Source organism: Agrobacterium sp. 5Ca50 (assembly GCF_055381905.1).
In genome coordinates, this window is record NZ_AP026438.1 from 1,604,393 (window position 1) to 1,628,326 (window position 23,934).

Below are 23,934 nucleotides of genomic sequence, written 5' to 3' on the forward strand. Positions count from 1 at the left end.
ACACTGTTGAAATCAGCCTGATGGCCTCAGCTTTTAGGCTTCACCTCAAACACAAATGTTGGCTCGTAGGCCACCGGGAAATTCACCGATCGGGCGATGAAACACACCTCGTGAATGCGGTGGTGAATGGCAGTCGCGACCTCGATGTCCGTACCCTCAACCACGGTAATGCGCGGCCGCAAAATGGCCGAGGTAAAACGCCCAGCACCGCTTTTTTCCACTTCGCCGATGCCAACGGGGCTGTCCTCATAGGCCGTCACCACCACCTTCGCCTCAGAGGCATAATGCAGGTACCACAACATATGGCAGGCCGATAAAGCCGAAAGCAGCAGGTCTTCCGGGTTCATCTTGGTCGGGTCGCCACCCAGCAACGGATCATTGGAACAATGAATGACCGCCTTGCCAGGCACAGCCACATCCCAGGTGCGGTCATAGGCCCGGTAACTGCTGGTGCCACTGCCGCGATTGCCGGTCCAGATAACAGCGGAGGTATATTCATGTGCCATGAGGCGATCCTTTTTCTACAAATTCGTATACGTGTATACACATTGAAAAAGGCCATGCAAATGCTGCTGACACGTAGTGTGCCTAGCGTGGTCGGTGACTTATGGGATGGTAACAACGCTGTCAGCAGAATAAACCGCCGTGACTACGTCTCAGGACATGGCCGTTGGCACCCATATGGCCGAAGTGTCGTCGCCGTATGGTTTAGCTGTTCCATCAAGAACACAAGTACCAATCCAGGCACAGACAACCGCATCCAGGGAGTCCTCGAAAGCTTTCAATTCAAAGCCTCGGCATGCTGGGTCGGGTAAGGGCAATGCCAATGCCACATCATTGATGCGACTATCCAGCAAACTGACTATTTCTGCCCAGACCTTAATCAGATTGTGTCGGCGATCTAAAAGGCTTTTATCAGGCCAATATTTGCGAGACTTCGCATACTTGTAAGGCAGCCTTCGATCCGCTTTCGCCAGTTCGATCAATGCCGGATGCGGATAAACTTCGATCAGAGCCGGAAAAGACTCTCCCGACGTCAGCAAAGGGTAGCCGCCTTGTGCAAACCCCAAGGTAAAGTCGTCGCTCAGCTTGCCTGGGCGCAATTCACTTGGTGAGTGCGTGCCCGCGTGCTTCGCTCCATAAAGCGTTGAAATCGCGTTATCGGAAATCCGACGCCCAATGATTGGATTAGTCGATAGCGGCATATCAATTGCAACGACGCTCACCGGCCTCCCGATTTCATTGGCTGACTTCGATAGGAGAGCAAGCGGATCAGGCTTCGAACCGCGATGTCGTGTATTCGTTATGTGATCATCGGACAGGAACGCCTGATAAGAGGCCGCGACCTTAACAAGTCGCCAACTATCACCGCTATGTTCAACCAGAGCAACGCCGCTTGGTTCGGTGTAGGTCCATGCTGCATCAATGCCGAGAACTGCCTTCATGGATTGATGCTATCGCACATTTATACCTCTCTCGCCATTGCAGGTGTGGCACAGCTTCCATTGAAAATAGATGGTGCACCTAGAATGAGCTGGCTCATGTTTTAAACAATCCTGCAAGCACTAGACCTCTAGCATGTAATAGCTCTTCGATATAACTTTGACGCGTAATTGTGGTGAGGATCGCATCGGATGTTTGTCAGGCATTTTTTGGTCGGCGCAGTTGTTGCTGGTTTGTTATTTCCTGGCACGGCCAGTGCGCTGACATTTTCTACCGAGCCAGTTGATGCAACTACGTCTGCTATCGTCGTTGCCGGTGTATTTGAGCCAAACGAGAGTCTATCGCCATTCGTATCGCTAGCTAAAGGGTTAGGAACACGGTCAGGAATCGTAGTTTTCAATTCAGTTGGAGGCAACCCCTCAAAGGCCATAGAGCTGGGTCGACTTATTCGTGCTCTCGGCTTACCGACATTTCAAATGCGTGGAATGGAATGTTCTTCAGCCTGCGCTCTTGCGTTCATGGGAGGAACGGTTCGCGTTGCTGAAACTGGCTCCATTGGCGTTCATAAGACTTCTTTCGCCGACACTTCCGCGATCTCCGTGGATGACGCCGTATCCTACATCCAGCATCAGACCGCTGAGACTATCAGTTACATGACAGAAATGGGCGTTGACCCATCTCTGCTACAACTATCTCTGCGATATGAAAAAGATGACATGCGCTACCTCTCGAAAAGCGAAATGGTGCAATATCGAGTAACAAATATGGGAGACGCACCAACTCCTTCGAGAACTGAAGTCTCCGCGAATACCCAACCTTCAGCTTCTGAGAGCTCAGCGATGCCATCGTACCGGATTGCTGAGGACGATCCCCGTTTTCAAATACCGATCGCGAAAACGGGAAAAATTCGAGTTCCAAAGGGAAAAGAGTTTTTAAGGGCTGGTGAAGACCAAAAATCAGAGAAGCTGATCTCTTTACGTAACGGCGACATAGTAGACATATTGGCTGTCGGAGATCGGTGGTATCAAGTCCGAACGAAGGGAAAAGAGGGCTACGTGCACCACAACTGGGTCAGAGTAGACCAATTCTACAGCCAGCCTTTCGACAACAGGTTCATCCAAATCAAAAGCTTCGACAATTTCGCAGAAGCGGCCTCGTATGTTCGTGGCTCTGCGCTACCCGTGACGGCGTATCTCGCGACCAACAAGTGGTTTGCCGTCGTGCTGAATCGCTCGCTTCCCGCAGGTGAGGCCGCCGAACTTCTCAAGGCTTTGAAAGACCAGGGCTCGGTGCCAGACGACGCGTTCATGACTGTCGGCAACACTTATGTGAAGAGCGTTTGCTGCTCCAACTGATGCAAAGAGGTCATTGTAACTTTACGCAGAACGGCTGCTACTCTTCGCTGGAAACCTCGATGTCGCGCGCAGCAAGCGCCTTCAGCAGCTTCGGACCAGGCTTGCTGTTTTCCAGTCCGCTGATCGATTTCAGGTTTGGCAGAAGCTCAAGATCGGTAATCGCCTTGTTGCTCACGAGAATGGCTTCATCACCACTGCCGGGGTCCCAGAAGGGGTAGAGGTGATAGATAAACGCGGAACCACCGTTCAATCCGCTGGACTGATGCAGCGTTTCGACCTTGGCCAGCAGCTCGTCCGATATGGGCAGATTTTTGAAGTAGGTCTCGACCTCCGGGATGATCTCGTATCCGTCGATCTCGACGGAAATTTCCCGCTTCTCATATTCCTTGGCAAACTGGTGGATATCGAATTGCGGCGTGAGCACCTTCTGCCGGTACATCAGCTCTTCGATGACCAGCAGCTTCAAGCCAAAGTCCTTGAAACGATTTTCCGATGGCTTGTGCGGAGGGTAGAGTTTCGGCCGGCTTGAATAGTCCGCGGCCTCTTTGAGAAGCGCGCCAATGTGTGCGGCATAAGGGGCAGGGAGCTTCGTTTCGATAACCTTGAATGCCTTGCGGGTTGTTGCGGAAACGGCAAGCCGTTGAACTGCCTTGTCGCGACGTTTTCTGTTCCAGGCGTCGAAATCACTCTGGATCAAAGTCAGGGTTGCACGATGCGCCTGAAGGGTTTTTTCGTCGCGTTCGCGGTAGGTTTGGGCTGACGTGCCGAGATGGCTTTCATATTTGTTTTCCCGCAGCAGACGTTCGTAATTGGCGATGGTCGATTGCTGGAGAGCTTCAGCCTCTTGGCGAGAATATGTCTGGATATCCAGAGGCGTGAGAACAACCTCCTCCAGGAACTGGTTGAGCTGTTGCGCCGTCCAGGACGATGCATCGCTGAGAGCGTGCTGCAGGATTGCGGCCGATTGCGCGTGCGCCGGCTTGCGTTTGTCGCTGTGGAACCCGAACATATCGTAAGCAAGGTCCACCAGCAGAGGCGCTTCCAGCTGACTTTTTCCCAGAATGTAGAACCGGATCAGGTCACCAGCCTCGCGGACTGCATCGGGATGCAGCATCAGATGGTCGGGCAGCAGAAAACTTTTATGGTCCGGGTAGGCCCGGTAGATCGCGGGCACCAGCACGGCAGCTTCGCTTCGCAACGTTTCGTCGTGGTTGCTATAAGGCTTGTGCCAATAATAAAGGTCAAGCATCGACGTGACGATATCCGCCCAGGTTCCCGTTCGTGTCCTGCTGAATTTGTCGCTGACAACACTATTGGGTCGTTCGATTGCGCGTTTGAGAAGGTCAAGATGTTGGGCGTGCCGCGCGCTCAGAATGCGCCACGCTTCTTCCTTGCCGCCATGGCTGGCGACAGTTGTCGTGCCGGAAAATGCAAGAATGAAATTATAGGCTTTCACACCGCCAAGGGCCAAAGCGTCCTTTTCACTGAGGAAACCTTTGATCGTCGCAAAGTAGATATCGTACAGTCGTTCAACGTTGCCACGATCTTCACTGATCAATGATTTCCAGTTTTCCTGGGCGGTCTTTAGCGATCGGAAATCGTCTGGCTCATAGGTTTCTAGAAAATCGAGGCTTTCTTCAAACGTCATATCTACTCACAATCGATTTCGAACGGATTTGAAAGACGTGCCACTGCGTCAGGCAGTTCCCCACACAATAAGCGGTCCTATTGGACGTAAACCTATCCCGAAGCGCTTTGAGCCATCAAGGGTAAAAAAACGTGCGATATCAATGGTGAGGCAGGCGCAGATCTGTTGTCACGATCTGCGCGGCAACCTTCGAACTGCTTTCAACCGGGAATCTCGGTCTGTTTGAGCGGCTGCAGCACGATGTCAACAAGGGCTGATTTGCCAACCTGAAAGGCCACCTGATAGTCCGGGTCTTCCACCATCGCCATGAAGGCGGCACGGCTTGGATATTGCACCAGCAACACCGCATCCCACATTTTCACCGCACCATCGGTCAGCACCGGCAGGCCATCGCCACGAAACAGTATCTTGGCGCCGAAGCGCGCCAGAATGGGCGCTGCCATCTCAAGATATTCGAAATGCCGCTGCCGTCCGCCATCGGGGTCAAAGCGCAGAAGGTTCAACATGACGATGGTCGTATCGTCCTTGGCGGACAGGAAGTCGGTGAGGGCGGTTTGATTGATCGTAACCATGGCTAGTCCTTTGATGTGACACCGTGCGTGGGTTCAACATCAGGTTTACCGTGGCTGTTTGTCAGAAACTGTCAGCAGCGAGCGCCAATCGCGATCCTGCTCGCGCCAGCGTTTTATCAGCACTGGTCGGCGCTCCGGGTATCGCTCACTCAACACAGACGCTGCGCTCACCCGGTCCACACGAAAGTGGCGGAAGCCGGCGCGATGTTCGCACCATGCCGCCAGAATGCGCACATCGTCGAAATAAACCAGCGCAATTGGCCAGATGGTCCGCTGCGTGACGCTGCCCTCAGCATCCCGGTAATCAATGGACATCTTCATCTGCCTGCGGATCGCGTCACGCATTGCCGCAACATGGGCGGGGTCCGTGCGCTCGGACGCGGTCGCCGGTATCATCAACGGCACTGCTGTGGCGCTTGATGCCCCCTTGTCACTGCGCGCCGACAAGATCTTGGCCATGGCGCTTTCTCCACTTTGCACAAGGGCAGGGTCGGCGCGTTGCTGCACCCATTCCAGCCCCAGCCGTATGGCGTCCAGCTCGTCGGCTGAAAACGCAAAATGCGGAAGAAAGAAACCGTCCTTCAGCAGAAAACCAACGCCAGCCTGCCCATCCAAGGGCGCACCCAGCAGCCGCAAGGTTTCAATGTCGCGGTAAACACTGCGCTGCGAAACACCAAGCTCGTCTGCCAGGTCCTGCGCAGTCACCGGCGTGCGTTTGGCGCGCAGCACACTCAACATTTCAAACAGGCGGCTGGTTCTCGACATGATCAACTCATTCCACAAAAGCTTGGCCTTGCGCAACGGCGATGATGATGATGATGAGCAGAGCAATATCCAGCTATCATTGCTTGATCCATTTTTTGCACATTTGTATACATGTGTACGCATGGTAACACGCCACGCTTACGCCGCTGGCAAAGGACCCTTTAATGAACCTGACAGACCGCATCCGCGCCGATATCCTCAGCGGAAAATTTGAGGCCGGCGCTGTGCTGTCGCAGGTTGAATTGGCGGCACTTTATGGTGTCAGCCGCATTCCGGTGCGCGATGCGCTGCAAATGCTGGCAGGCGAAAAGATCGTTGAAGTCCTGCCCGGCAAAAGTGCACGCGTCGTCAGCCTGTCACGCCACAGCCTGGATGAAATCTTTGATCTGCGGGTGATGCTGGAATGTGATCTTCTGGTGCGCGCCATCAAACAGGCCACGGCGGCAGACCTTGTCGAGATCGACTACGCGCTGAAAAAATCGTCGCTGGAGGCCGGGCGTCCCGGCTGGCAGGCCGGTGACTGGCTGTTTCACCAGACATTATATGCCCCGGCCGGGCGCCATCGCCAGCTGGCCATCATAGAGGAGCTGCGCACCAGCTGCATTCTCCACGCCACAGGTTATCAGCAACTGGCAACCGAGACCGCCAGCTGGCTAAATGACCATGAGCGGCTGGTGGCCGCCTATCGTGCCGGTGACAGCGATACCGCCTGCGCCATTTTGCGCGACCATATTCTGGCTGCGCAGGCGGAGGTGCAACGCAAGGTGCCGGCAGATCAGGCTGAGAGCGAAATGACACCCTAACGAGCAACGTCCGCTATCGGCCGAAAGCGGTCATCTAGATTAACCTGACTTTTGCACCAGCCAAGCTATTGAGATGGCACGGTGCAAAAGCTGTGCAGAAATCGATGCACCACGCATATAGATACATGACTGGCTGTGCCCGCGAACGCGTTCCGAGGGTGAGGGTGCGGCGAACAGTCAGCCCCTAGCTGGCAGCCGTCATCGTCATTGAATTCGGGTGCGCATAATCGCGCCAAGCGGCAATGCGATCACCTTCGATTTCAAAGATGCCCATGAGGGTCACCCTGCCGATCTCGCTGCCGTCAGCGCGTTCGAAAATGTCCAGCCGCTCGGTAAGCACGCGGTCGCCGTCTGCCGCAATCGCGAGCATTTCAATGTGAACCGTAGCGATGCCCATGGACGTCTCGAGTTCTTCGATGAACGCAATCGCGTCATCCATACCCGTGGTGGACGCAATGCCTACGTTATTCCAAACAGTGTTTGGGGTGAACCAGCGCTTGATTGCGGTTCTGCCGTGATCCGTCGTGAAGACATTGCAAAATTCAGAGACAAGTTCGATGGGAGTGGTCATGTCGATTTCCTTTTTTGTCGTGATAAGAAACTGGGCCATTCGCAGGACGTTCGCCATGCCTGATGATCTCGAATAATTGCCTGATCCCGTCGGGGTATTGATCTTTTCAGGCAAAGGCGCCCATGATGAAACATGGACAAACTCGATGAAATCCGCGCTCTGGCGCTACGCTATGCTGGCGTGAAATACTCCGGCATGCCACGGCTAAGCATCCTCAGTGTCAACCAACCAACTGAGTTGAGCGCATTGGTTTATGACCCGATGGCGTCCATTGTGCTGCAAGGTACCAAGAGAACAATCATTGGTGATCAGGTGTTCGATTACGGCCCCGGACAGACAATGGTCGTAGCCGCCGAAATCACCGCCATGGGCCAAATCATAGAGGCATCACCGGAAAAGCCGTTTCTGGCGATCAATCTCAATCTTGATCCCGCCGTGATCATGAATGTGGTGCTCTACCTTTCGGTGACACCCGAGCTGCAAATGCAGCCTGGCTTCGCATTCAGCATGGCCAATGCCGAACTGATCGGCGCTTGGCAAGGGCTGCTAGAAGTTTGCGAGCGCCCAAAGGAAATCCCTGTAATGGCCCTGCATTTAGAGCATGAATTGATGTTTCGGCTGATGCTAAGCCCGCATGCGGAGATGTTGCGCCAGATAGCCGGTGTCGACTCCCGTTTGTCCCATATTCGGCGAGCGATGGGTTGGATTCGCCAGCATTACACTGAGCAACTCAGCATTGAGGATATGGCGGCGGTTGCTGGCATGAGCGAGTCCGTTTTCCACCGGCGCTTCAAAGCCGTTACCGCTCTTAGCCCGCTTCAATATCAAAAGCATATCCGATTACAGGAAGCCCGCCGCCAGATGGTTTCGAAAGAGGCCGACGCAGCATCTGTCTCGTTCGCTGTGGGCTACAAGAGTACGTCGCAATTTAGCAGAGAATATAAACGCCTTTTCGGGGAGCCGCCGCGCCGTGATGCCGACATGGTGCAAACGATGGTCGAAAATGGCTTGCAACGAGCATAACCAAATAATAGCCCCATAATGGCCGCTACCCACGTATGTCCGCTTCTGCCGCAAAACGGCCGTTCACGCCAGATTGAAGGCTGACTTGATGCCATCCACCACGAACTGCACGGAGAGGGCGGCGAGAATAACACCGAGCAGGCGTGTCAGAATGGCGCGGCCGGTATTGCCAAGAAAACGGTCCATGCGGTCGGCAATGGCCAGCGCCAGATAGACCACCAGCAGCGTAAAGGCGAGCACGGACAGGAGAATGGCCTTGTCGAGATAGGTCTGCATGGAACCGGCAATCAGCACGGTGGCAGAAATGGCACCGGGCCCGGCAATCAGCGGGATGGCCAGCGGAAACACCGCCAGATTATGAATGTGGTCCTTGGTGATGGCGATGGTCGAGGTCTTTTCCTTACGCTCCTGGCGTTTTTCGAAAATCATCTCAAACGCGATCCAGAACAGCAGCAGGCCACCGGCAATGCGGAAGGCACCAAGCGAGATGCCAAGCAGCTGCAACACGGCAGCACCAAACAGTGCAAACACCGCCAGAATGGCAAAGGCAATCAGCGTGCCCCGCAGCGCCACCTGAGAGCGCTGGGCGCGCGTCATGCCAGCCGTCAAACCAAGGAAAACCGGGGCCAGACCTGGCGGGTCCAGCGTAACGAGCAGGGTGGTCAAGGCATTGAGCAATGTTTCTCCGCTAACCATTTTGTGTCCCTTTCGTTACGTCATGCCATGAATTTCGCCCCGAAAACTGCCTGACTCTCGCCTTCTTGTCGCGCATTTTCTCAACCAGAGGCCACAAAAGCGTTTTCACCTTGCAAATGCCGCAAAAGGTTGTTCAAAACTCTCCGTGAAATTGGCGCTATGCGGCTCTTTCCGCTATAAAAATCCATCCGATTCTTAAAATAGAATGTGATCTGATTTGACTGAGCATAGCCCTACTGGCGGAGGAAAACTTCCTCCCGGAATCGAACCGATTTCGATTATGGAAGAAATGCAGCGGTCGTATCTCGATTACGCGATGAGCGTTATCGTTAGCCGTGCTCTTCCTGATGTGCGTGACGGCCTCAAACCCGTGCATCGCCGCATCCTTTTCGGCATGTCGGAACTCGGCATCGACTGGAACAAGAAATACGTGAAATGCGCCCGTGTAACCGGTGACGTGATGGGTAAATTCCATCCGCACGGCAACTCGGCCATTTACGATGCGCTGGCCCGTATGGCGCAGGACTGGTCCTTGCGCCTGCCACTGATCGACGGTCAGGGTAACTTCGGCTCGATCGACGGTGACCCGCCGGCGGCTGAACGTTACACCGAGTGCCGCCTGGAGAAGTCGGCGCATGCGCTGCTGGATGACCTCGATAAGGAAACGGTTGATTTTCGCGAGAACTATGACGGCACGCTGAAAGAGCCTGTTGTCGTTCCCGCCAAGTTCCCGAACCTTCTGGTCAACGGCGCCGGTGGTATCGCGGTGGGTATGGCCACCAACATTCCGCCGCACAACCTGTCGGAAGTGATCGACGGCTGTATTGCCCTGATGGACAATCCGGCCATTGACCTGTTGGACCTGATGCAGATCATCCCTGGTCCGGACTTCCCGACTGGTGCGCTCATTCTCGGCCGTGCCGGCATTCGCTCCGCTTATGAAACCGGCCGTGGCTCGGTTATCATGCGTGGCCGTGCCACCATCGAGCCGATGCGCGGCGACCGCGAGCAGATCATCATCACCGAAGTTCCCTACCAGGTGAACAAGGCAACGATGATTGAAAAGATGGCCGAACTGGTCAAGGACAAGCGCATTGAAGGCATTTCCGACCTTCGTGACGAGTCCGACCGTCAGGGCTACCGCGTGGTTGTCGAGCTGAAGCGCGACGCCAATGCCGAGGTTATCCTCAACCAGCTTTACCGCTACACGCCGCTGCAGACCTCGTTTGGCTGCAACATGGTGGCGCTGAATGGCGGCAAGCCGGAGCAGCTGACACTTCTTGATATGCTGCGTGCCTTCGTGGCCTTCCGCGAAGACGTCGTCAGCCGCCGCACCAAGTACCTGCTGCGCAAGGCCCGTGACCGCGCCCACGTCCTGGTTGGTATGGCCATTGCCGTTGCCAATATTGACGAGGTGATCCGCGTTATCCGCAGTGCGCCAGATCCGGCATCTGCCCGTGAAGAGCTGATGACCCGCCGCTGGCCGGCCGCAGATGTGGAAAGCCTGATCCGTCTGATCGACGATCCGCGCCACCGCATCAATGACGACAAGACCTATAACCTGTCGGAAGAACAGGCCCGCGCCATTCTCGAATTGCGCCTGGCCCGTTTGACGGCTCTTGGTCGTGACGAAATCGGCGACGAGCTGAACAAGATCGGCGACGAAATCCGCGATTATCTGGAAATCCTGTCATCGCGGGTTCGCATCCAGCAGATCGTCAAGGACGAGATGATCGCCATCCGTGACGAATTCGGCACCCCACGTCGCAGTGAGATTGTCGAAGGCGGTCCTGACATGGACGATGAAGACCTCATCGCCCGTGAAGAAATGGTCGTGACCGTATCGCACCTTGGCTACATCAAGCGTGTGCCGCTCACCACCTACCGTGCGCAGCGTCGCGGCGGCAAGGGTCGTTCCGGCATGGCAACACGCGATGCAGACTTCGTCAACCGTCTGTTTGTGGCCAACACCCATACCCCGGTTCTGTTCTTCTCCTCGCGTGGCATCGTCTACAAGGAAAAGGTCTGGCGCCTGCCAGTTGGCACGCCACAGTCCAAGGGCAAGGCACTCATTAATATGTTGCCGCTGCAGCCGGGTGAACGCATCACCACCATCATGCCGCTTCCAGAGGATGAAACCACCTGGGAAACGCTGGATGTGATGTTCTCCACCACACGCGGAACGGTACGCCGTAACAAGCTTTCCGACTTCGTGCAGGTGAACCGCAACGGCAAGATCGCCATGAAGCTGGAAGAGGACGGTGATGAAATCCTGTCCGTTGAAACCTGCCGTGGCTCCGATCCGGTCGTCAACCAGCCGGGCGATGACGTTCTGTTGACCACAGCGCTTGGCCAGTGCATTCGCTTCCCGGTCGATGACGTCCGCGTGTTTGCCGGCCGTAACTCGGTTGGTGTGCGTGGCATTTCGCTGGGTGCAGAAGACCGCATCATCTCCATGACCATTGTTGGCCATGTGGATGCCGAGCCTTGGGAACGTGCCGCTTACCTCAAGCGCTCCGCGACTGAGCGCCGTGCAGCCGGTGTCGATGAAGACGATATTGCGCTGGTGGGTGAAGAAGTCACCGAAGAAGGTCAGCTCAGCGATGAGCGTTACGAATACCTGAAGAACCACGAACAGTTCGTGCTGACGGTATCTGTAAAGGGCTTCGGCAAGCGTTCTTCTTCCTACGACTTCCGCACATCCGGTCGTGGCGGCAAGGGTATCCGTGCAACGGACACCTCCAAGACCACGGAAATCGGTGAGCTGGTTGCAGCCTTCCCGGTTGAAGACGGCGACCAGATCATGCTCGTCTCCGATGGTGGCCAGCTGATCCGCGTGCCGGTCAACGGCATCCGCATCGCCAGCCGCGCCACCAAGGGTGTCACGATCTTCTCAACCGCCAAGGATGAAAAGGTTGTGTCCGTGGAACGCATCAGCGAGCCGGAAGGTGAAGATGACGTCGAATCGGAACTTGATGCCGATGCAGTTGTCGACGGTACCGACACCCAGACGGAAGCATCGGACGAATAAGGTCTGAACCCATGTTTTGCTAAACAAACACCCCGTTTATCCCCCAGGATAGACGGGGTGTTTTTGTATCAGGCATAGCCGCGAGATATCGTCGCGAGACATCGCCGCCTGTTTTGGGGAAAATCTAACTGCAGCAGATTTTAAGTCTGGCGCCCCTCAAAATGGCCACAGACATCACGGTAAGACAGGCAGCGAAGGGCGAGGGGAGATTGGATGCCGGAAAAACAGAAGCTGGTTTCAGGACTGTTTCTTGTGAAGTCCGTCATCTTTCTTGCCGTGCTGGCCGGTGCCGCCACTGTCGCCAATCTGGCGGTTGGCTGGTACGGGCAAAGCGCCAAGGCGGTGGGCCACACCACATCAACAGACAATTTTGATATTTCCATCGGTCAGGACCGCTTGAAACTGGCCGCCAATACGATTCGATTCGACACCCAACGTAAATCTGGCAAGACCGAGCGGGTCGATATGTACCTGACCTGGCCGCAATTGGCCGGTTACAGCGAAGAATACAAGGACTTGTTTGATGCGAAAGCCGACAGCACCGCGGTTATTTTCCTGCAACTGTCGCAAAGCACCATGTCGCGCGACATGTCCGGCCGGTTTGACGCCATCTATTCACATCTGGTGCAGGGTGAGCCGCAGGACATCAAATTTGGGCTGAAACTTTACCGCTTCAAACCGGACGCCGGTTATGGCGACGAGGTGCTTTTGACCGCAAAACGTGACGGTTTGCCGGATTATGTGGTGCGTTGCCTGATACCAACGCCGCAGCGCCCGTCCACCAGTGGTGACTGCCAGCGCGACGTGCGGTTAGGCCAGGACCTCACCGTACTCTACCGTTTCCCGGTCAGCCTTCTTAACCAATGGCAGGCATTGGACGACGGCATCGTTAACTATCTGCAGCAGCGCATTCAAAGCGAAAAACCTGAATCGAATTAACGGTTTCGGCGAATTTTAGCTTCATTTTACCGGTCAAAGATACGTTTCATAAACCAGTTGGTAACGCAGTGGCACTAAAGTCACAAAAATTGAACGGTCGGGCGGGGGATGTGTCCGGGCGGAACATCAAGATGCAAATAGTGAGTTTAGCTGTGCCAAAAACGGTTAGAGTATTGTCCGAAAAAGGCTCCTCGATGTCTTTCCTTAAGGTTTTCATGTTTGTGCTGGCCTCGGTCTTTGCGACCTCGTGCTCTGTGCAACAGGCGTCTGCAAATCCCAAATATGCTGGCATCGTCATTGATGCGAAAACCGGCAAGGTTTTATACAGCGATGATCCGGATGGCCTGCGTTATCCCGCATCGCTGACCAAGATGATGACGTTGTACCTGACGTTTGAAGCGTTGAGTGCAGGTCGCATCTCTCTCGATAGCAAAGTGCCGGTTTCGGCCAATGCATCCAAGGAACCCCCATCCAAACTAGGCGTTCGTGCCGGTGGCACCGTCACCGTCGAACAGGCCATCAAGGCACTGGTAACACGGTCTGCAAACGACATGGCAACGGCTCTCGGTGAGTTCATTGGCGGTTCGGAAGATCGTTTTGCCCGCATGATGACCAACAAGGCACGCGCCCTTGGCATGACCCGCACGACATACCGCAACGCCCACGGTCTGCCAAACACCGCACAGATGACGACAGCCCGTGACCAGGCCCGCCTTGGCATTGCGCTTCGTCAGCATTACCCACAATATTACCATTACTTTTCAACGCGTTCGTTCCAGTTCGGCAAGCAGACCATCGGTAACCACAACCGCCTGCTTGGCAACGTTGCTGGCGTTGATGGCATCAAGACCGGTTACATCCGTGCAGCTGGCTTCAACCTCGTAACCTCGGTACAGATTGATGGTCGTTCGATCGTTGGTGTTGTTATCGGCGGTACATCGGGTGCAAGCCGTGATGCACAGATGCGAAAGCTGGTTGCGACGTACCTGCCAAAGGCATCGCGTGGCGCCAACAGCAACCTCATTGCCAACACACCATCTGCTGATGTTGGTAACACCGCTGTAGCTTCCGCTTCGGCTGCATCCGCCGCATCGCGTATGGATCTGCCAAATGCCGGCCCGCTGCCACAGGCCCGTTACGAAAACGAAGTTGCCAGTGCCTTTGCACCAACATCGTCCCGTGCCGCCGTACAGGCCATGGAAGCTGCAACCCGTCCTCAGGCACCAGTACCGGCACCAATGGTTCCACCGGCTGCTATTGCCCAGAGCCGTCAGGCTGCTGCTGTTGATATTGATGAAGTCACCACGTCTTCCACCCGCCAGGCTTCCGGTTGGGTTATCCAGATCGGTGCTTCTCCGGACAAGAACTCCGCCATGGCCCTGTTGCAGAACGCACAGGACAAGGGTGGCAACGTTCTCAACTCCGCAACCCCCTTCACCGTCGCTTTCAGCAAGGATGGTGCTCAGGTCTACCGTGCACGCTTCGGCGGGTTCACTGACCAGAACAAAGCAGTCAATGCCTGCAATGCATTGAAAAAGAAGGGCATCAGCTGCTGGGCTTCCCTTCAATGATTATCAACTGCTGGCATGACGTTGTTCTCGACATGCCAGTGCCTTCCTCGACTTGTTCTGCGTAACGAGGTTCAAAAATGGCGAGCAACGAAAACTACTCTGAAGCAATGACAACCGCACCCGTACAAAGAGGTAACTCGGTTTTGCACCCTCTGCATGAGGTGGCAATGCGTATTGCTGACGTTGGCCTGAATAGATCAAAAGCCAAGACCAAGGATCTGGTCAATCTGCTTCTGTGCCACGGTGCACGTGCATGGCGCAACAACCAGCCAGAAGCCAATATACACCTGCATATCTCGGCACGTTATGGTCGCGCGCCCATCAATATCCGCATCCGCTAATACCAGGCGGTGAGGAGAGGCGGTCTCCGCCAAATGACTTCAAAAGGCACGCTTACTGGTTCAAACCTGAGCGTGCCTTTTGCGTTTCAGCGATTGCCTGAAATGATCAGGCCGCGATGCGCGGATAGTGTGTTCTGATTTTGCTGATGTAATGCTGGCCGGGAGACGGTGCTGCGCACATGGCAGTGGCTTCAGCTTCCGGTACATCACGGAAATTGCGCTCTTCTCCGTTCTTGAAGCAGATACGGAGCTGCCCGTCTTCAGGGCTGAAATAGACTGACTTGATGATTTTCGATGTGACAGCAAGTTGTTTCATTTTTTTATTTTCCCTGTTTTGACGTCACCTTACACAGCGGACCCAAATATTCCGTCAAACAGGGTGGTGAACGCTTGTTTAAGTCAAAACGCCGCTTTCTAGGTATTTCACACCGCCTCCTTGCGTTACGTAACCTTACGTTACGGCGCGGTGTAACCCAGCGTACACAACCAAATCACGTCATCCGGTTCTGGAACGAATAGGGCGCCGACACGTTTTCCATCCTCCAAATCGGCACATTCAGACCGATACCCCATCACCCAACGGAGGAAGTCATGCAAACACTGGCAGAACTGTTCGAGCACACCCTGAAAGACGTCTACTACGCGGAAAACGCGATCGCAAAAGCACTGCCCAAAGTGTCGAAGGCGGTCAAAAGCGCCGAGTTCAAAAAGGCGGTTGACCACCACCTGGAAGAAACCAAGGGCCAGATCAAGACCCTCGACAAGGTGTTCAAGACCATCAACGTAAAGCCAGAAGGCGTCAAATGCGATGCGACCGATGGCCTGATCAAGGAAGCCGAAGGCATCATGGACGAAGCCAAAGGCGTGGCGCTGGATGCCGGTCTGCTCGCGGCCTGTCAGGCGGTCGAACATTACGAGATCGCCCGTTACGGTTCATTGCGTGAATGGGCAAAGGTGCTGGGCAATGAAGAAGCACATGTGCTGCTCAGCGAAATTCTCGACCAGGAAAAAGCGGCCAACAGCAAGATGACCAATCTTGCAGTCACTGCCATCAACAAGTGACAGCCAACTCCTGAAAACCAAAGCCGCCCCGAAACTGTCGAGGCGGCTTTGTTTTACGATATGCAGGCGAGGGCGGATCATACCCCACCCCGGTTATTCCTCAGAGTACCGTTCCGAACTCCATGCTAACGGGTTCGATCAGCGCCAGAAAGGCGTCACACTCGGCCTGTCCCAACCAGCCGGCACAAATGCCTTCCGCCCGGCTACGACTATCGGCAAAAGCCAGATCGGCAAACACATCACCATCGAGCGCGTCGACCGTATCGACACCGCGACACGCGCCGGAGACCGCTTCCGTCAGGAAAAGGGAAAACGTTTTGAGGACTACCTGAAAACCTTGCCATGACCGCCAATCACTACATCACGACGAACATCAATGACGCTCAGTTGGGCAGATTTTCTTCAATTTCCCGGTAACACGCGTCATCACCCCCAACGGTAGTTTTGCTAATGGGTGTCCATTTATCACGATCGAAATCAAAAAATTCAATGACACAAACGTCGCTCTCGGAATCCAGCCATTGCGCTGCAAGCAGTCGGCTGTCACGGCGGTAGTCCAACGTGAGGTACATGTTGTCCTCTCCACCGCGTGGGAAGGAGGCAGGGCGACCCGTATTATTGTCGGCAATCACAACGAACGTACAGCCGGTACCGCAACCTATCTGGATCAGCGAGTAGTGTCCGGCAAAATTTGGCCCGTCGCGCATACCATTGCGAATCCGAGTTCTGAAATTATTGAAGTCTCGATCACGCCCCTTAAAGTCAGGCAGCACGGTTTTTCCTGTAAACCGCGCTCTGGCCGGAAAGTCGGACGACACAGGCTTTTTGAAAGAGGCGACAGTTGATGACGCGACACTGACGCCTTCACTGCGATAGGATGTCTTTTCGCAAGCGTGCCACTGCATCTGATAACCATAGTCGCTCTCGCGGCCGAAACACCAGCCAACGGTTTCGAGCTTGCGTCCGATCAATTCGCGGCGGTCACATGCAGCAAGCGTCTTAGCCTCATCCCCAGAACCGCCGCGACACAATGAATTTTCTTCTTCCCACTGCCATATAATACGCGTTGGTTTGGACGCCGCTTTATCCGTCTGGATGACCTTGCCGACTTCTGAAATGATCTTTTCGGTTTTCGGATTCCAATCCAAGGAAAACTCTGCCGTACCGGCTGATACACGGTTGCCAACATCTTGTTTTGCGTACCAGTCAAGAGTACCGGTTACGTTGCAAACATCACGACATATTACCTTAGTTGTCTCTGCTTTTACGCTGTAGGCACGAACCGGCCATCTTGAGGCAAAATTCCGCTTTTCCGCCAACACCACGGATTTCGAGGTTGGCTTTCCATAGAAATCAACGGTTTCGGCATATGCATTTTCCATGAACGATAGCGCATCGGAGTTTCTACGCGACCATGCTTCATGATACGCCGCCACAAATGTCAGAGCCTTTTGCTCGTCAGAGGTCACCTTGCTATCTGCATTTTCGGTTGCGGGCGGTGCGGCAGGCGGAGCCGCCTTCGACGTGTTGTCATTAGCTTCCACGGCTGGGAGTTGTCCCCAAGTGACTTTGAAATTTTGCATCTCGCTTGCGGTGAGATAGCGCATATCATCGCTTGGTACCGACAAACTAAGCTGTAACAACTTCGGATCAACCTCCATCTCAATCAGATAGGACATGATTTCAGCGGTGAGGGTCTGGACAGCAGCCACGGCCATGTGGCCTTCAATATTGCTTTCAGGGGAAAACGACGATTGATGTACCCCAATTGAGCCGGGCTCAGCATAACGGTTCACACCTCCGACGAAGGCCAAAGCACAGGCAGAAGCGCATAGCGCGGCGCGAAGTTGAAGGGTTGATACGCCCAGGGACCGGATCATTCGTCCATACGCCATCGCCGTAACAACGTTGCCACCGTCACTATCAAATGTGACGACCTTCGCACCGCTTGAAAGGATTTCACGGGACAGCGTCTCAGGATTGTCTGATCCCTCAAACTCGCCTTTCAGCAATATCACCGGCCACGAGTCACCCATCGAAAGGCGTTCAAAAGTGATGTCAGCCTTCGCGGCACTGGACCAGCACAGACAGGCGACAACCGCCCACAGCATTAAACGCGAAAACACCAGACCAAGCCCCCCAAGACCTTGTATTGACATGTTACCCCATCAATCGCTGCGCTTAAAATTGGCCACAGTGATTGGTACTTAGACGATCCAGAAAGATGACATACAAATCAAGGTTGTGCGTACAGGTTTTTCTCGATGGAGCGTTTGCACAGCTCCGGTTGGCCGATTGTGATGTCCTTGACCGAAGTCCATTTGGACTTGCCGTTAGCGTCTTCATCAATTGTGAAATATTGCAAAACGCAGTTTTTGGACTGGTGATCGACGGACTGCACAGTGAGAAGTCGGCTGTCGCGGCGGTAATCGACCTTCACATCACCCTGTTTGTTGCTGCCCGGCAGGTCGATCAAAACACCTGATTTGTGATCGGCGACGATAAATGGTGAGCAGTTTTTCGAACACTTGATGTCAACGAGCGAATATTGACCAGCAAAATTCGGGCGCCTTAACATGGCCGTGCGGACTGCGGTCTGGGCGGCCTTATCATCGGCGAGACGATCGCGAAAATCCGGCTTCAGGGTTTGCCCGGTATAGCGCGTGGCGGGAAAGTCCTCCCGGTCTGGAACGTCAAATTTGCTGTCGTGTACTGCAACCTTGGTTCCGGTCACCTCGAGAAAATCCTGGGGTGGGGCAAGCGGCCTGGGTTTGGGCACCGATAACACCTCCTGTTGGTGAGGCTCCGGCTTTTCCTTGTGCCAGGCTTTGTAGGTGACAGATTTTTTCTCAATGGACGGCATCTCGCATGCGTACCACTGCGACTGTGAAATTGACTGCCCCTTTTCCCTGTAACACCAGCCATTGGACTTCAGCGTCTTCTCCAGCGCGACGTGATGGTCACAGTCGTACTTCGTCTCCCGCGTCTGTCTGTCGCCCTTACGGCAATCCAGAGCCATTCTTTCCCAACGGCTCAGCATCGAAACCGGTCTGCTCCTGTCCGGCTCGGCAAACAGGGGCGCGTCCATTTCGCCGGTGATTTTTTCTGTTCTTGGGTTCCAGGACACGCTGTACATCGTCACCCCGGAAAGGAAGCTGGTACCGGCAGCATTTTTCTGGAACCAATCCGCAGAAAACTCCAGAACGCAGATGTCCTCGCAGATTATGTGATATATGCCTTCATTCAGCGCGTAGGCCCGCACTGGCCACTCCGCAGACAGTTGCCGTCTCTTTTTCAGCACATCCGCCTTGAGTGTCTTTCCGTCAGCCTCGATATCGCCCTTGTCCACAACACCGGCATAGGCCCTGTTCCAGAACGCCATGCCTGGTCTGTCGTTGCGTCCCAGATTTTCGATGTAACTCATCATAAAACGACGGGCTTTTTCCTCTTGCGCCTTCAAAAACGGCGTGGATGCCACCGGCGGCCGATCGATAACCTCGCGCACGGACAGGAGAGGGGTTGTTATCCGATATTTTTCCATTTCGCTGGTCGTTAGATAGCGGACGTCATCATGTGAGACGGATAACGAAATCCGCAACAATGCAGGATTGGCACCCATATCATCGAGGTAGCCGATCAGTTCACCCGTTGTTTCCTGCATATATTCAATTGCAGTATCGACATCTGCATCGTCTTCATCTGTCGAATAAATCCCCCGGTGCACACCAAGCGAACCCTCGGCGGCATCTCGCTCAATGCCGCCCATGAAGGCGTAAACACAGGCAGAAGCGCAGCTATTGTCGACGCCCTGAATGGTGTTGAGGCCAAGATCGCGGATGGCTCTGCCAAATTTCATCGCCTCCATGATATCCCCGCCATCGCTGTTGAAGGAGACAATTTTTACGCCGTATCCGGCGAAATCAAGCTTCAATTGCTCGACATCATATTCTTCGTCAAATTCGCCACTGATCACCAGGTAGGGTGAAAAGCCGTCTGTCGTCACCAGTTCATAGGTAATCTCGGCCCGGGCGCTATTCGACCAGCAAAAACAGGCGACAAATGCCCACAGCATGAAACGCACAAACACCAGACCAAGCCCCCAATTACCCGGTAATTTCTCTCATTCAACATGGCGTCGATCACGTCGCTACCACGACCAAAATTTACGAGAACCGCAACCTAAAGCGAGAGGTCGCGGGTCCATGTCATTGCGTCAGATTTTTCATGATTGGACGATCGCAGGCCTTGGCATCACCAATATCAAGCCTATCAATGAGCCTCCAGTTCGAACTGGCATCCTGTCTCTCAGCGATTTCAACAGCATCAATCATGCAGCCAGCACTATCCGGAGATATGTATTGCATGAACATAAGTCTGCTGTCAGGGCGGTAACCGACACGCACTCCCTCCCGATCACTGTGTCTCGGCAGGGCAATCGGTTTGCCTGTCTTGTGATTGACAACAAAGTACATAGGGCAGCCTTCGTTGTTGCAATCAATTTTTATAAGCCTGTAATGCCCGGCAAAATTTGGCCCTTCACGCATCTCGTCACGAATGATGGTGGCGGCATTACGAAACTTGACGTCTCGCCCTTTGAAATCAGGCGACACGGACTTTCCCTTGTACTGGCTTGCAGGATAATCCGAAAGCTGCGGCACCTTGATCTGCCCGTTTGCGCCACCAACGGCACATTCATGCCAGCGCTCGTTACGTGCTTTGCCTGCGATGCCGTAACACCAGCCAATATCCGCTAAAAACGCTTCAATTTCCTGCTGAACCTGGCATGCGATCTTGAGTTCTGCAGGGTCACCGGACTGCAGACGGCAGTCTCCTTCAACAACACCCCAGGAAGCGATCATATGGGTTGGCCCGAATTTTTCCTCTCGCTCACCACTGAGTTGGGCAACATCTCCGATTATTTTGTTTGTCTTGGGATCAAAGTTCAAAACAGTCGCTAACATTCCGGAGCGGGCCTCTCCAGTCGCAGCGTTTTTCCAATACCACATGACGAAGGCGCTAACCGCACAGGTTGCCTTACACTCAGTTTTCGTCAAACCAAGGTCTGAACTGTAAAACCGTACTGGCCACTGTTTGAAAAATGCCTGTTTCTTTTTCAGCAAGCCCGCTTTTGATGTCATGCCATCATCGGTCTTGACCTTGTCTGCGTAGGACCTTTGCAGAAAATCCAGCGCCTCATCGTCTCCACGGCGCAGTGCATGCAGATAGGCCAACATCATGTCCTGAGCCCTTTGTTCTGGCGTTGCAGAACGAGCTGGTGTTTCTGGCAAAGGAGCATTGCCGGGTCGCTGCGTTTGTGCTGTTTTGGGTGCGGTTTCTGGAGGGGCCTGAGACGGATCCCGGCTGTCGTCAAAAGGTGTTGTTAACAGATATCGCGTCATCTCGCTTTTGGTCAGACGACGCGGCGCACCTGTAATGGACGCCATCAATGGCAAGAACGCTGGATCAACGCCCATGTCAGTGACATAGGATACGACTTGCTCAAGCTGCAAATTATCTCCTTTGTTCTGACTGTTCGTTTCGGCCAACAACTCGCCGCCATGTATGGCAAAAGAGCCACCGTACGCATTACGTTCGACACCCCCCATGAAAGCGAAAACGCAGGCAGCTCCGCATTCCTTTCTGTCGATATGATACGTGACAAGACCAAGTGACCGAATTGTCCTTCCAAACTCGATCCCCTTGTTGATACTGCCAGTCTTACTATCGAAAATGACGGCCTTTGCACCGCTGGCGACGACCTCAAGCGCAAGCTGGTCGGCATTATCAGATGGCTCGAACGTGCCCGAGACAAGCAAATAAGGCGCATAGTCTTCGATTATTCTGACCTTGTAGGTAAGATCGGCCCGGGCGCTACTCGACCAGCAAAGACAGGCGACAACCGCCCACAGCATTAAACGCACAAACACCCGATCCAGCCCCCAATTGTCAGGCAGGTGCCATGTGCACCGCCCCTATGCGATTCCTTCGCCTAATATGTAGCACTGCGAACAAGCCTACACGTTAAACGATTATGTAAAACGCTATACAAATCGCGCTATTGGCGAAAAATGTCGATCATCCGTGGCTGCAATCGCAACCAATCCCTTCCTCCAGCAGCATTACAAACGGCCGGGCAGGGCCCTTAAACCTGCTCCGGCCCGCGTGATGCCTCCGGTTTCCAGCCGCGTGTGTAGCCATGGCCCATGGCCGCCACGGCAATGTTCAACTGGTGCTGCAGATGTTCGATCTCCTCTATCATCGCTTCGATGGCTGCCTTGGGATCACCGTCGTGGCAGGACAGGATATAGTCGGCAACGTCGATATTTTTTTCAGGGCGCACGGTCCCGTTCTCCTGCTTAAGAGCCAAATTTCACCTGATATGTTGACCGTATGATCGATGCCCCAGCACCTATTTGTTCTATTTATGTTCTCATTTACAGGAGAGTCAAGGCAAACCTGAACCTGTGGAAAAATCGCCTGATGATATTGGAATTTTCAGGGGCACCGCTGGATCGTCCAACCGCGCGGCAGATGACGCAAAAAGCCTTTTGCAGCAGGCATCTCACGTCGGCACAGGGGCTTTGGCGTTGCTGTCTTAACAACGCATCGTTGCTCTGACGCCGACTACCAATCAAATAACCCCCGCCCATAATCCTCGACTATCCGCCTCCAAAAAACTAGAAGATCGGCGTGATCGACGAGAGGAACAAGACATGAGTAAAGCAGCCGGGAATGGCTGGTGGCTACATTGCGTGGTCATCGGCATTGTCATCATCGCGGAACTAATTGGCATACAACGCCTGCCGATCGGCATTGGCACGGTGGTGTTTCTGCCAATTCTGTATGCCTTTGCGATGGGCATCATCCTTAACCCCCATATTCTCAAAAAGACCGCAGCCCTTATTCCGCCTAGCGCGGTCAAGCTGTCGGGCACCATGATCACCATTGCGATCATGCCCTTCATCGCCAAGTTCGGCACCACCGTTGGCCCGCAGATCGATGCCATTATCGAGGCTGGTCCGGCACTGGTCATTCAGGAACTCGGTAACCTCGGCACCATCGCCGTTGCTTTCCCGGTTGCGGTGTTTCTGCTGCGCATGGGCCGCGAATCCATCGGTGCGACCTATTCGATCGACCGTGAGCCGAACATTGCGCTGATTGCTGACCGTTACGGCCTCAACAGCCCGGAAGGCGCTGGCGCCATGGGCGTTTACGCCACCGGCACGCTGATCGGCACCTTTGTTTTTGCCATCATGCCGCCGTTGATCCACTCGCTTGGCTGGTTTGATTTCCGTGCGCTTGCCATGTCCTGCGGCGTGGGTTCCGGCAGCATGCTTGCCGCCTGCACCGGCGGCCTCGTCACCATCATGCCTGACAACAAGGATGTCATTCTGGCCCTTGCTGCCGCCAGCAACATCCTGACCTACGCCACCGGCCTTTATGTTGGCCTGTTCGTGGCCCTGCCGCTGACCGACTGGCTGTACCGCAAGGCACGCCCAAATGACCCGGCGAACTACAAGACCAAGGAGATCGCAGCATGAGCACCGCGCACACAACATCCATGGAAGACGTCATTCCCCAGCACGGTGAAGATGAACGCAAGGTCAATGTGGCACGTTACGCCGTCCTGCTTCTGGTTGCCTGTGTCATCGGTCTCATCTCCAACTGGGTCGGAACCGGCACAAGCCCGCTGACGGCGCTGCCCGGCATGGTCGTTCTGTACCTGCTGTCGGTCGCCGGCATCGTGATGGCGCGTTTCATCCCGCTCAGCCTGCCAGGCGTTGCCTGGACGTCGCTTCTGGCCATTTTGGTCACGGTGCCAGCCATTCCCGGTTCCGCCTGGGTGCTGGCACAGGTTGAGGCGCTGAACTTCCTGGCACTGGCCACCCCGGCACTGGCTTACGGTGGTCTGGCGCTGACCAAGGGTGAGTTTGACATTGCCCGCCGGTCCGGCTGGAAAATCGTCATCGTCGCCATTTGCGTGATGTTCGGCACCTATATCGGCTCTGTTATCATTGCGGATATTTCGCTGCGCCTCACCGGCATGTAAGCTCACCCTTTGAATCACATCTGGCCGCCCCGCAACGGGCGGCCTTTTTGAATGAAACACGTGT

The 23,934-nt window shown here is 54.5% G+C and carries 24 protein-coding genes; 12 read left to right on the forward strand and 12 right to left on the reverse strand.

Going from position 1 to position 23,934, the window contains the following annotated elements:
* Positions 1–26 precede the first annotated feature (26 nt).
* Both ACZ5FM_RS07820 and ACZ5FM_RS07825 read right to left on the reverse strand, forming a co-directional pair.
* On the reverse strand, positions 27–506 hold the full coding sequence (locus ACZ5FM_RS07820) for an OsmC family protein (protein ID WP_464040260.1): 480 nt from the start codon (positions 504–506) through the stop codon (positions 27–29).
* Between the two features lie 150 nt (positions 507–656).
* A complete protein-coding gene (locus tag ACZ5FM_RS07825; RefSeq protein WP_464040261.1) occupies positions 657–1,445 on the reverse strand; it encodes a DUF429 domain-containing protein in 789 nt (262 codons plus the stop codon).
* Between the two features lie 189 nt (positions 1,446–1,634).
* Here ACZ5FM_RS07825 and ACZ5FM_RS07830 point away from each other — a divergent pair, with 189 nt between their 5' ends.
* Entirely contained in the window at positions 1,635–2,798 is a 1,164-nt protein-coding gene (locus ACZ5FM_RS07830) for an SH3 domain-containing protein (protein WP_464040262.1), read from the forward strand.
* A gap of 37 nt (positions 2,799–2,835) precedes the next feature.
* Here ACZ5FM_RS07830 and ACZ5FM_RS07835 read toward each other — a convergent pair whose 3' ends face one another.
* The 3 genes from ACZ5FM_RS07835 to ACZ5FM_RS07845 all read right to left on the reverse strand — a co-directional run bounded on the left by ACZ5FM_RS07835 (position 2,836) and on the right by ACZ5FM_RS07845 (position 5,783).
* On the reverse strand, positions 2,836–4,446 hold the full coding sequence (locus ACZ5FM_RS07835) for a DUF6892 domain-containing protein (protein ID WP_464040263.1): 1,611 nt from the start codon (positions 4,444–4,446) through the stop codon (positions 2,836–2,838).
* Between the two features lie 200 nt (positions 4,447–4,646).
* Positions 4,647–5,018: a DUF1330 domain-containing protein gene (locus ACZ5FM_RS07840; RefSeq protein WP_464040264.1), complete on the reverse strand. Its 372-nt coding sequence runs from the start codon at positions 5,016–5,018 to the stop codon at positions 4,647–4,649.
* Positions 5,019–5,063: 45 nt separating this feature from the next.
* Positions 5,064–5,783 (reverse strand): helix-turn-helix transcriptional regulator, encoded by a 720-nt coding sequence (locus tag ACZ5FM_RS07845; protein ID WP_464040265.1) that lies wholly within the window; start codon positions 5,781–5,783, stop codon positions 5,064–5,066.
* 164 nt (positions 5,784–5,947) lie between these two features.
* On the opposite strand from ACZ5FM_RS07845, the gene ACZ5FM_RS07850 reads away from it, so the two are divergent.
* Positions 5,948–6,586, forward strand: coding sequence for a GntR family transcriptional regulator (locus ACZ5FM_RS07850; protein ID WP_464040266.1), 639 nt, complete (start codon positions 5,948–5,950; stop codon positions 6,584–6,586).
* Between the two features lie 184 nt (positions 6,587–6,770).
* Here ACZ5FM_RS07850 and ACZ5FM_RS07855 read toward each other — a convergent pair whose 3' ends face one another.
* Positions 6,771–7,157 (reverse strand): limonene-1,2-epoxide hydrolase family protein, encoded by a 387-nt coding sequence (locus ACZ5FM_RS07855; RefSeq protein WP_250985405.1) that lies wholly within the window; start codon positions 7,155–7,157, stop codon positions 6,771–6,773.
* Between the two features lie 132 nt (positions 7,158–7,289).
* Between ACZ5FM_RS07855 and ACZ5FM_RS07860 the strand changes: the two genes are divergently transcribed.
* Positions 7,290–8,180, forward strand: a complete 891-nt coding sequence (locus tag ACZ5FM_RS07860; protein WP_464040267.1) for an AraC family transcriptional regulator — start codon at positions 7,290–7,292, stop codon at positions 8,178–8,180.
* Positions 8,181–8,243: 63 nt separating this feature from the next.
* Here the strand turns inward: ACZ5FM_RS07860 and ACZ5FM_RS07865 are convergent, their stop codons facing one another.
* Positions 8,244–8,876 carry a MarC family protein gene (locus tag ACZ5FM_RS07865; protein WP_464040268.1) on the reverse strand — a complete coding sequence of 211 codons (633 nt, stop codon included), beginning with the start codon at positions 8,874–8,876 and terminating at the stop codon, positions 8,244–8,246.
* Positions 8,877–9,093: 217 nt separating this feature from the next.
* Here ACZ5FM_RS07865 and gyrA point away from each other — a divergent pair, with 217 nt between their 5' ends.
* The 4 genes from gyrA (at position 9,094) to ACZ5FM_RS07885 (ending at position 14,758) form a co-directional block, all read left to right on the forward strand.
* A complete protein-coding gene (gyrA, locus tag ACZ5FM_RS07870; protein WP_259146262.1) occupies positions 9,094–11,907 on the forward strand; it encodes a DNA gyrase subunit A in 2,814 nt (937 codons plus the stop codon).
* Between the two features lie 213 nt (positions 11,908–12,120).
* Complete coding sequence (locus ACZ5FM_RS07875; RefSeq protein WP_464040269.1) at positions 12,121–12,846, forward strand: hypothetical protein; 726 nt, start codon at positions 12,121–12,123, stop codon at positions 12,844–12,846.
* Positions 12,847–13,040: 194 nt separating this feature from the next.
* Positions 13,041–14,417, forward strand: a complete 1,377-nt coding sequence (locus ACZ5FM_RS07880) for a D-alanyl-D-alanine carboxypeptidase (protein ID WP_409515531.1) — start codon at positions 13,041–13,043, stop codon at positions 14,415–14,417.
* A 77-nt stretch (positions 14,418–14,494) separates the two neighbouring features.
* Positions 14,495–14,758: a hypothetical protein gene (locus ACZ5FM_RS07885; protein ID WP_192491073.1), complete on the forward strand. Its 264-nt coding sequence runs from the start codon at positions 14,495–14,497 to the stop codon at positions 14,756–14,758.
* 106 nt (positions 14,759–14,864) lie between these two features.
* Here the strand turns inward: ACZ5FM_RS07885 and ACZ5FM_RS07890 are convergent, their stop codons facing one another.
* Positions 14,865–15,074, reverse strand: a complete 210-nt coding sequence (locus ACZ5FM_RS07890; RefSeq protein WP_192491072.1) for a KTSC domain-containing protein — start codon at positions 15,072–15,074, stop codon at positions 14,865–14,867.
* Between the two features lie 275 nt (positions 15,075–15,349).
* On the opposite strand from ACZ5FM_RS07890, the gene ACZ5FM_RS07895 reads away from it, so the two are divergent.
* Together ACZ5FM_RS07895 and ACZ5FM_RS07900 are read left to right on the forward strand one after the other, a co-directional pair.
* Entirely contained in the window at positions 15,350–15,820 is a 471-nt protein-coding gene (locus ACZ5FM_RS07895) for a YciE/YciF ferroxidase family protein (protein ID WP_464040270.1), read from the forward strand.
* Positions 15,795–16,166 (forward strand): hypothetical protein, encoded by a 372-nt coding sequence (locus ACZ5FM_RS07900; RefSeq protein ID WP_464040271.1) that lies wholly within the window; start codon positions 15,795–15,797, stop codon positions 16,164–16,166. Before ACZ5FM_RS07895 ends, ACZ5FM_RS07900 begins: the two co-directional genes overlap by 26 nt.
* A 37-nt stretch (positions 16,167–16,203) precedes the next feature.
* Here ACZ5FM_RS07900 and ACZ5FM_RS07905 read toward each other — a convergent pair whose 3' ends face one another.
* From ACZ5FM_RS07905 to ACZ5FM_RS07915, 3 genes are all read right to left on the reverse strand, one after another.
* Positions 16,204–17,979 (reverse strand): COG3904 family protein, encoded by a 1,776-nt coding sequence (locus ACZ5FM_RS07905; protein WP_464040272.1) that lies wholly within the window; start codon positions 17,977–17,979, stop codon positions 16,204–16,206.
* Between the two features lie 77 nt (positions 17,980–18,056).
* The gene (locus tag ACZ5FM_RS07910; protein ID WP_464040273.1) at positions 18,057–19,907 is read right to left on the reverse strand and encodes a COG3904 family protein; all 1,851 of its coding nucleotides are present in this window, start codon (positions 19,905–19,907) and stop codon (positions 18,057–18,059) included.
* Between the two features lie 118 nt (positions 19,908–20,025).
* On the reverse strand, positions 20,026–20,958 hold the full coding sequence (locus tag ACZ5FM_RS07915; protein WP_464040274.1) for a hypothetical protein: 933 nt from the start codon (positions 20,956–20,958) through the stop codon (positions 20,026–20,028).
* 357 nt (positions 20,959–21,315) lie between these two features.
* Between ACZ5FM_RS07915 and ACZ5FM_RS07920 the strand changes: the two genes are divergently transcribed.
* The gene (locus tag ACZ5FM_RS07920; RefSeq protein ID WP_464040275.1) at positions 21,316–21,492 is read left to right on the forward strand and encodes a hypothetical protein; all 177 of its coding nucleotides are present in this window, start codon (positions 21,316–21,318) and stop codon (positions 21,490–21,492) included.
* A 470-nt stretch (positions 21,493–21,962) separates the two neighbouring features.
* Here ACZ5FM_RS07920 and ACZ5FM_RS07925 read toward each other — a convergent pair whose 3' ends face one another.
* The gene (locus tag ACZ5FM_RS07925; protein WP_464040276.1) at positions 21,963–22,160 is read right to left on the reverse strand and encodes a hypothetical protein; all 198 of its coding nucleotides are present in this window, start codon (positions 22,158–22,160) and stop codon (positions 21,963–21,965) included.
* A 373-nt stretch (positions 22,161–22,533) separates the two neighbouring features.
* On the opposite strand from ACZ5FM_RS07925, the gene ACZ5FM_RS07930 reads away from it, so the two are divergent.
* Both ACZ5FM_RS07930 and ACZ5FM_RS07935 read left to right on the forward strand, forming a co-directional pair.
* On the forward strand, positions 22,534–23,361 hold the full coding sequence (locus tag ACZ5FM_RS07930; RefSeq protein ID WP_250985414.1) for a DUF3100 domain-containing protein: 828 nt from the start codon (positions 22,534–22,536) through the stop codon (positions 23,359–23,361).
* Positions 23,358–23,870, forward strand: coding sequence for a hypothetical protein (locus ACZ5FM_RS07935; protein WP_192491066.1), 513 nt, complete (start codon positions 23,358–23,360; stop codon positions 23,868–23,870). The genes ACZ5FM_RS07930 and ACZ5FM_RS07935 overlap by 4 nt, the downstream gene beginning before the upstream one ends.
* Positions 23,871–23,934 lie beyond the last annotated feature (64 nt).

Excerpts from the sequence above, each read along its gene's own strand:
- ACZ5FM_RS07880 (WP_409515531.1), top strand. The coding sequence starts at position 13,041 with ATGTCTTTCCTTAAGGTTTTCATGTTTGTGCTGGCCTCGGTCTTTGCG.
- ACZ5FM_RS07885 (WP_192491073.1), top strand. The coding sequence starts at position 14,495 with ATGGCGAGCAACGAAAACTACTCTGAAGCAATGACAACCGCACCCGTA.
- ACZ5FM_RS07820 (WP_464040260.1), bottom strand. The coding sequence starts at position 506 with ATGGCACATGAATATACCTCCGCTGTTATCTGGACCGGCAATCGCGGC.
- ACZ5FM_RS07905 (WP_464040272.1), bottom strand. The coding sequence starts at position 17,979 with ATGTCAATACAAGGTCTTGGGGGGCTTGGTCTGGTGTTTTCGCGTTTA.
- ACZ5FM_RS07930 (WP_250985414.1), top strand. The coding sequence starts at position 22,534 with ATGAGTAAAGCAGCCGGGAATGGCTGGTGGCTACATTGCGTGGTCATC.
- ACZ5FM_RS07840 (WP_464040264.1), bottom strand. The coding sequence starts at position 5,018 with ATGGTTACGATCAATCAAACCGCCCTCACCGACTTCCTGTCCGCCAAG.
- ACZ5FM_RS07935 (WP_192491066.1), top strand. The coding sequence starts at position 23,358 with ATGAGCACCGCGCACACAACATCCATGGAAGACGTCATTCCCCAGCAC.
- ACZ5FM_RS07855 (WP_250985405.1), bottom strand. The coding sequence starts at position 7,157 with ATGACCACTCCCATCGAACTTGTCTCTGAATTTTGCAATGTCTTCACG.
- ACZ5FM_RS07875 (WP_464040269.1), top strand. The coding sequence starts at position 12,121 with ATGCCGGAAAAACAGAAGCTGGTTTCAGGACTGTTTCTTGTGAAGTCC.
- ACZ5FM_RS07830 (WP_464040262.1), top strand. The coding sequence starts at position 1,635 with ATGTTTGTCAGGCATTTTTTGGTCGGCGCAGTTGTTGCTGGTTTGTTA.
- ACZ5FM_RS07865 (WP_464040268.1), bottom strand. The coding sequence starts at position 8,876 with ATGGTTAGCGGAGAAACATTGCTCAATGCCTTGACCACCCTGCTCGTT.
- ACZ5FM_RS07835 (WP_464040263.1), bottom strand. The coding sequence starts at position 4,446 with ATGACGTTTGAAGAAAGCCTCGATTTTCTAGAAACCTATGAGCCAGAC.
- ACZ5FM_RS07850 (WP_464040266.1), top strand. The coding sequence starts at position 5,948 with ATGAACCTGACAGACCGCATCCGCGCCGATATCCTCAGCGGAAAATTT.
- ACZ5FM_RS07825 (WP_464040261.1), bottom strand. The coding sequence starts at position 1,445 with ATGAAGGCAGTTCTCGGCATTGATGCAGCATGGACCTACACCGAACCA.
- ACZ5FM_RS07860 (WP_464040267.1), top strand. The coding sequence starts at position 7,290 with ATGGACAAACTCGATGAAATCCGCGCTCTGGCGCTACGCTATGCTGGC.
- ACZ5FM_RS07915 (WP_464040274.1), bottom strand. The coding sequence starts at position 20,958 with ATGACATCAAAAGCGGGCTTGCTGAAAAAGAAACAGGCATTTTTCAAA.
- ACZ5FM_RS07895 (WP_464040270.1), top strand. The coding sequence starts at position 15,350 with ATGCAAACACTGGCAGAACTGTTCGAGCACACCCTGAAAGACGTCTAC.
- ACZ5FM_RS07890 (WP_192491072.1), bottom strand. The coding sequence starts at position 15,074 with ATGAAACAACTTGCTGTCACATCGAAAATCATCAAGTCAGTCTATTTC.
- ACZ5FM_RS07845 (WP_464040265.1), bottom strand. The coding sequence starts at position 5,783 with ATGTCGAGAACCAGCCGCCTGTTTGAAATGTTGAGTGTGCTGCGCGCC.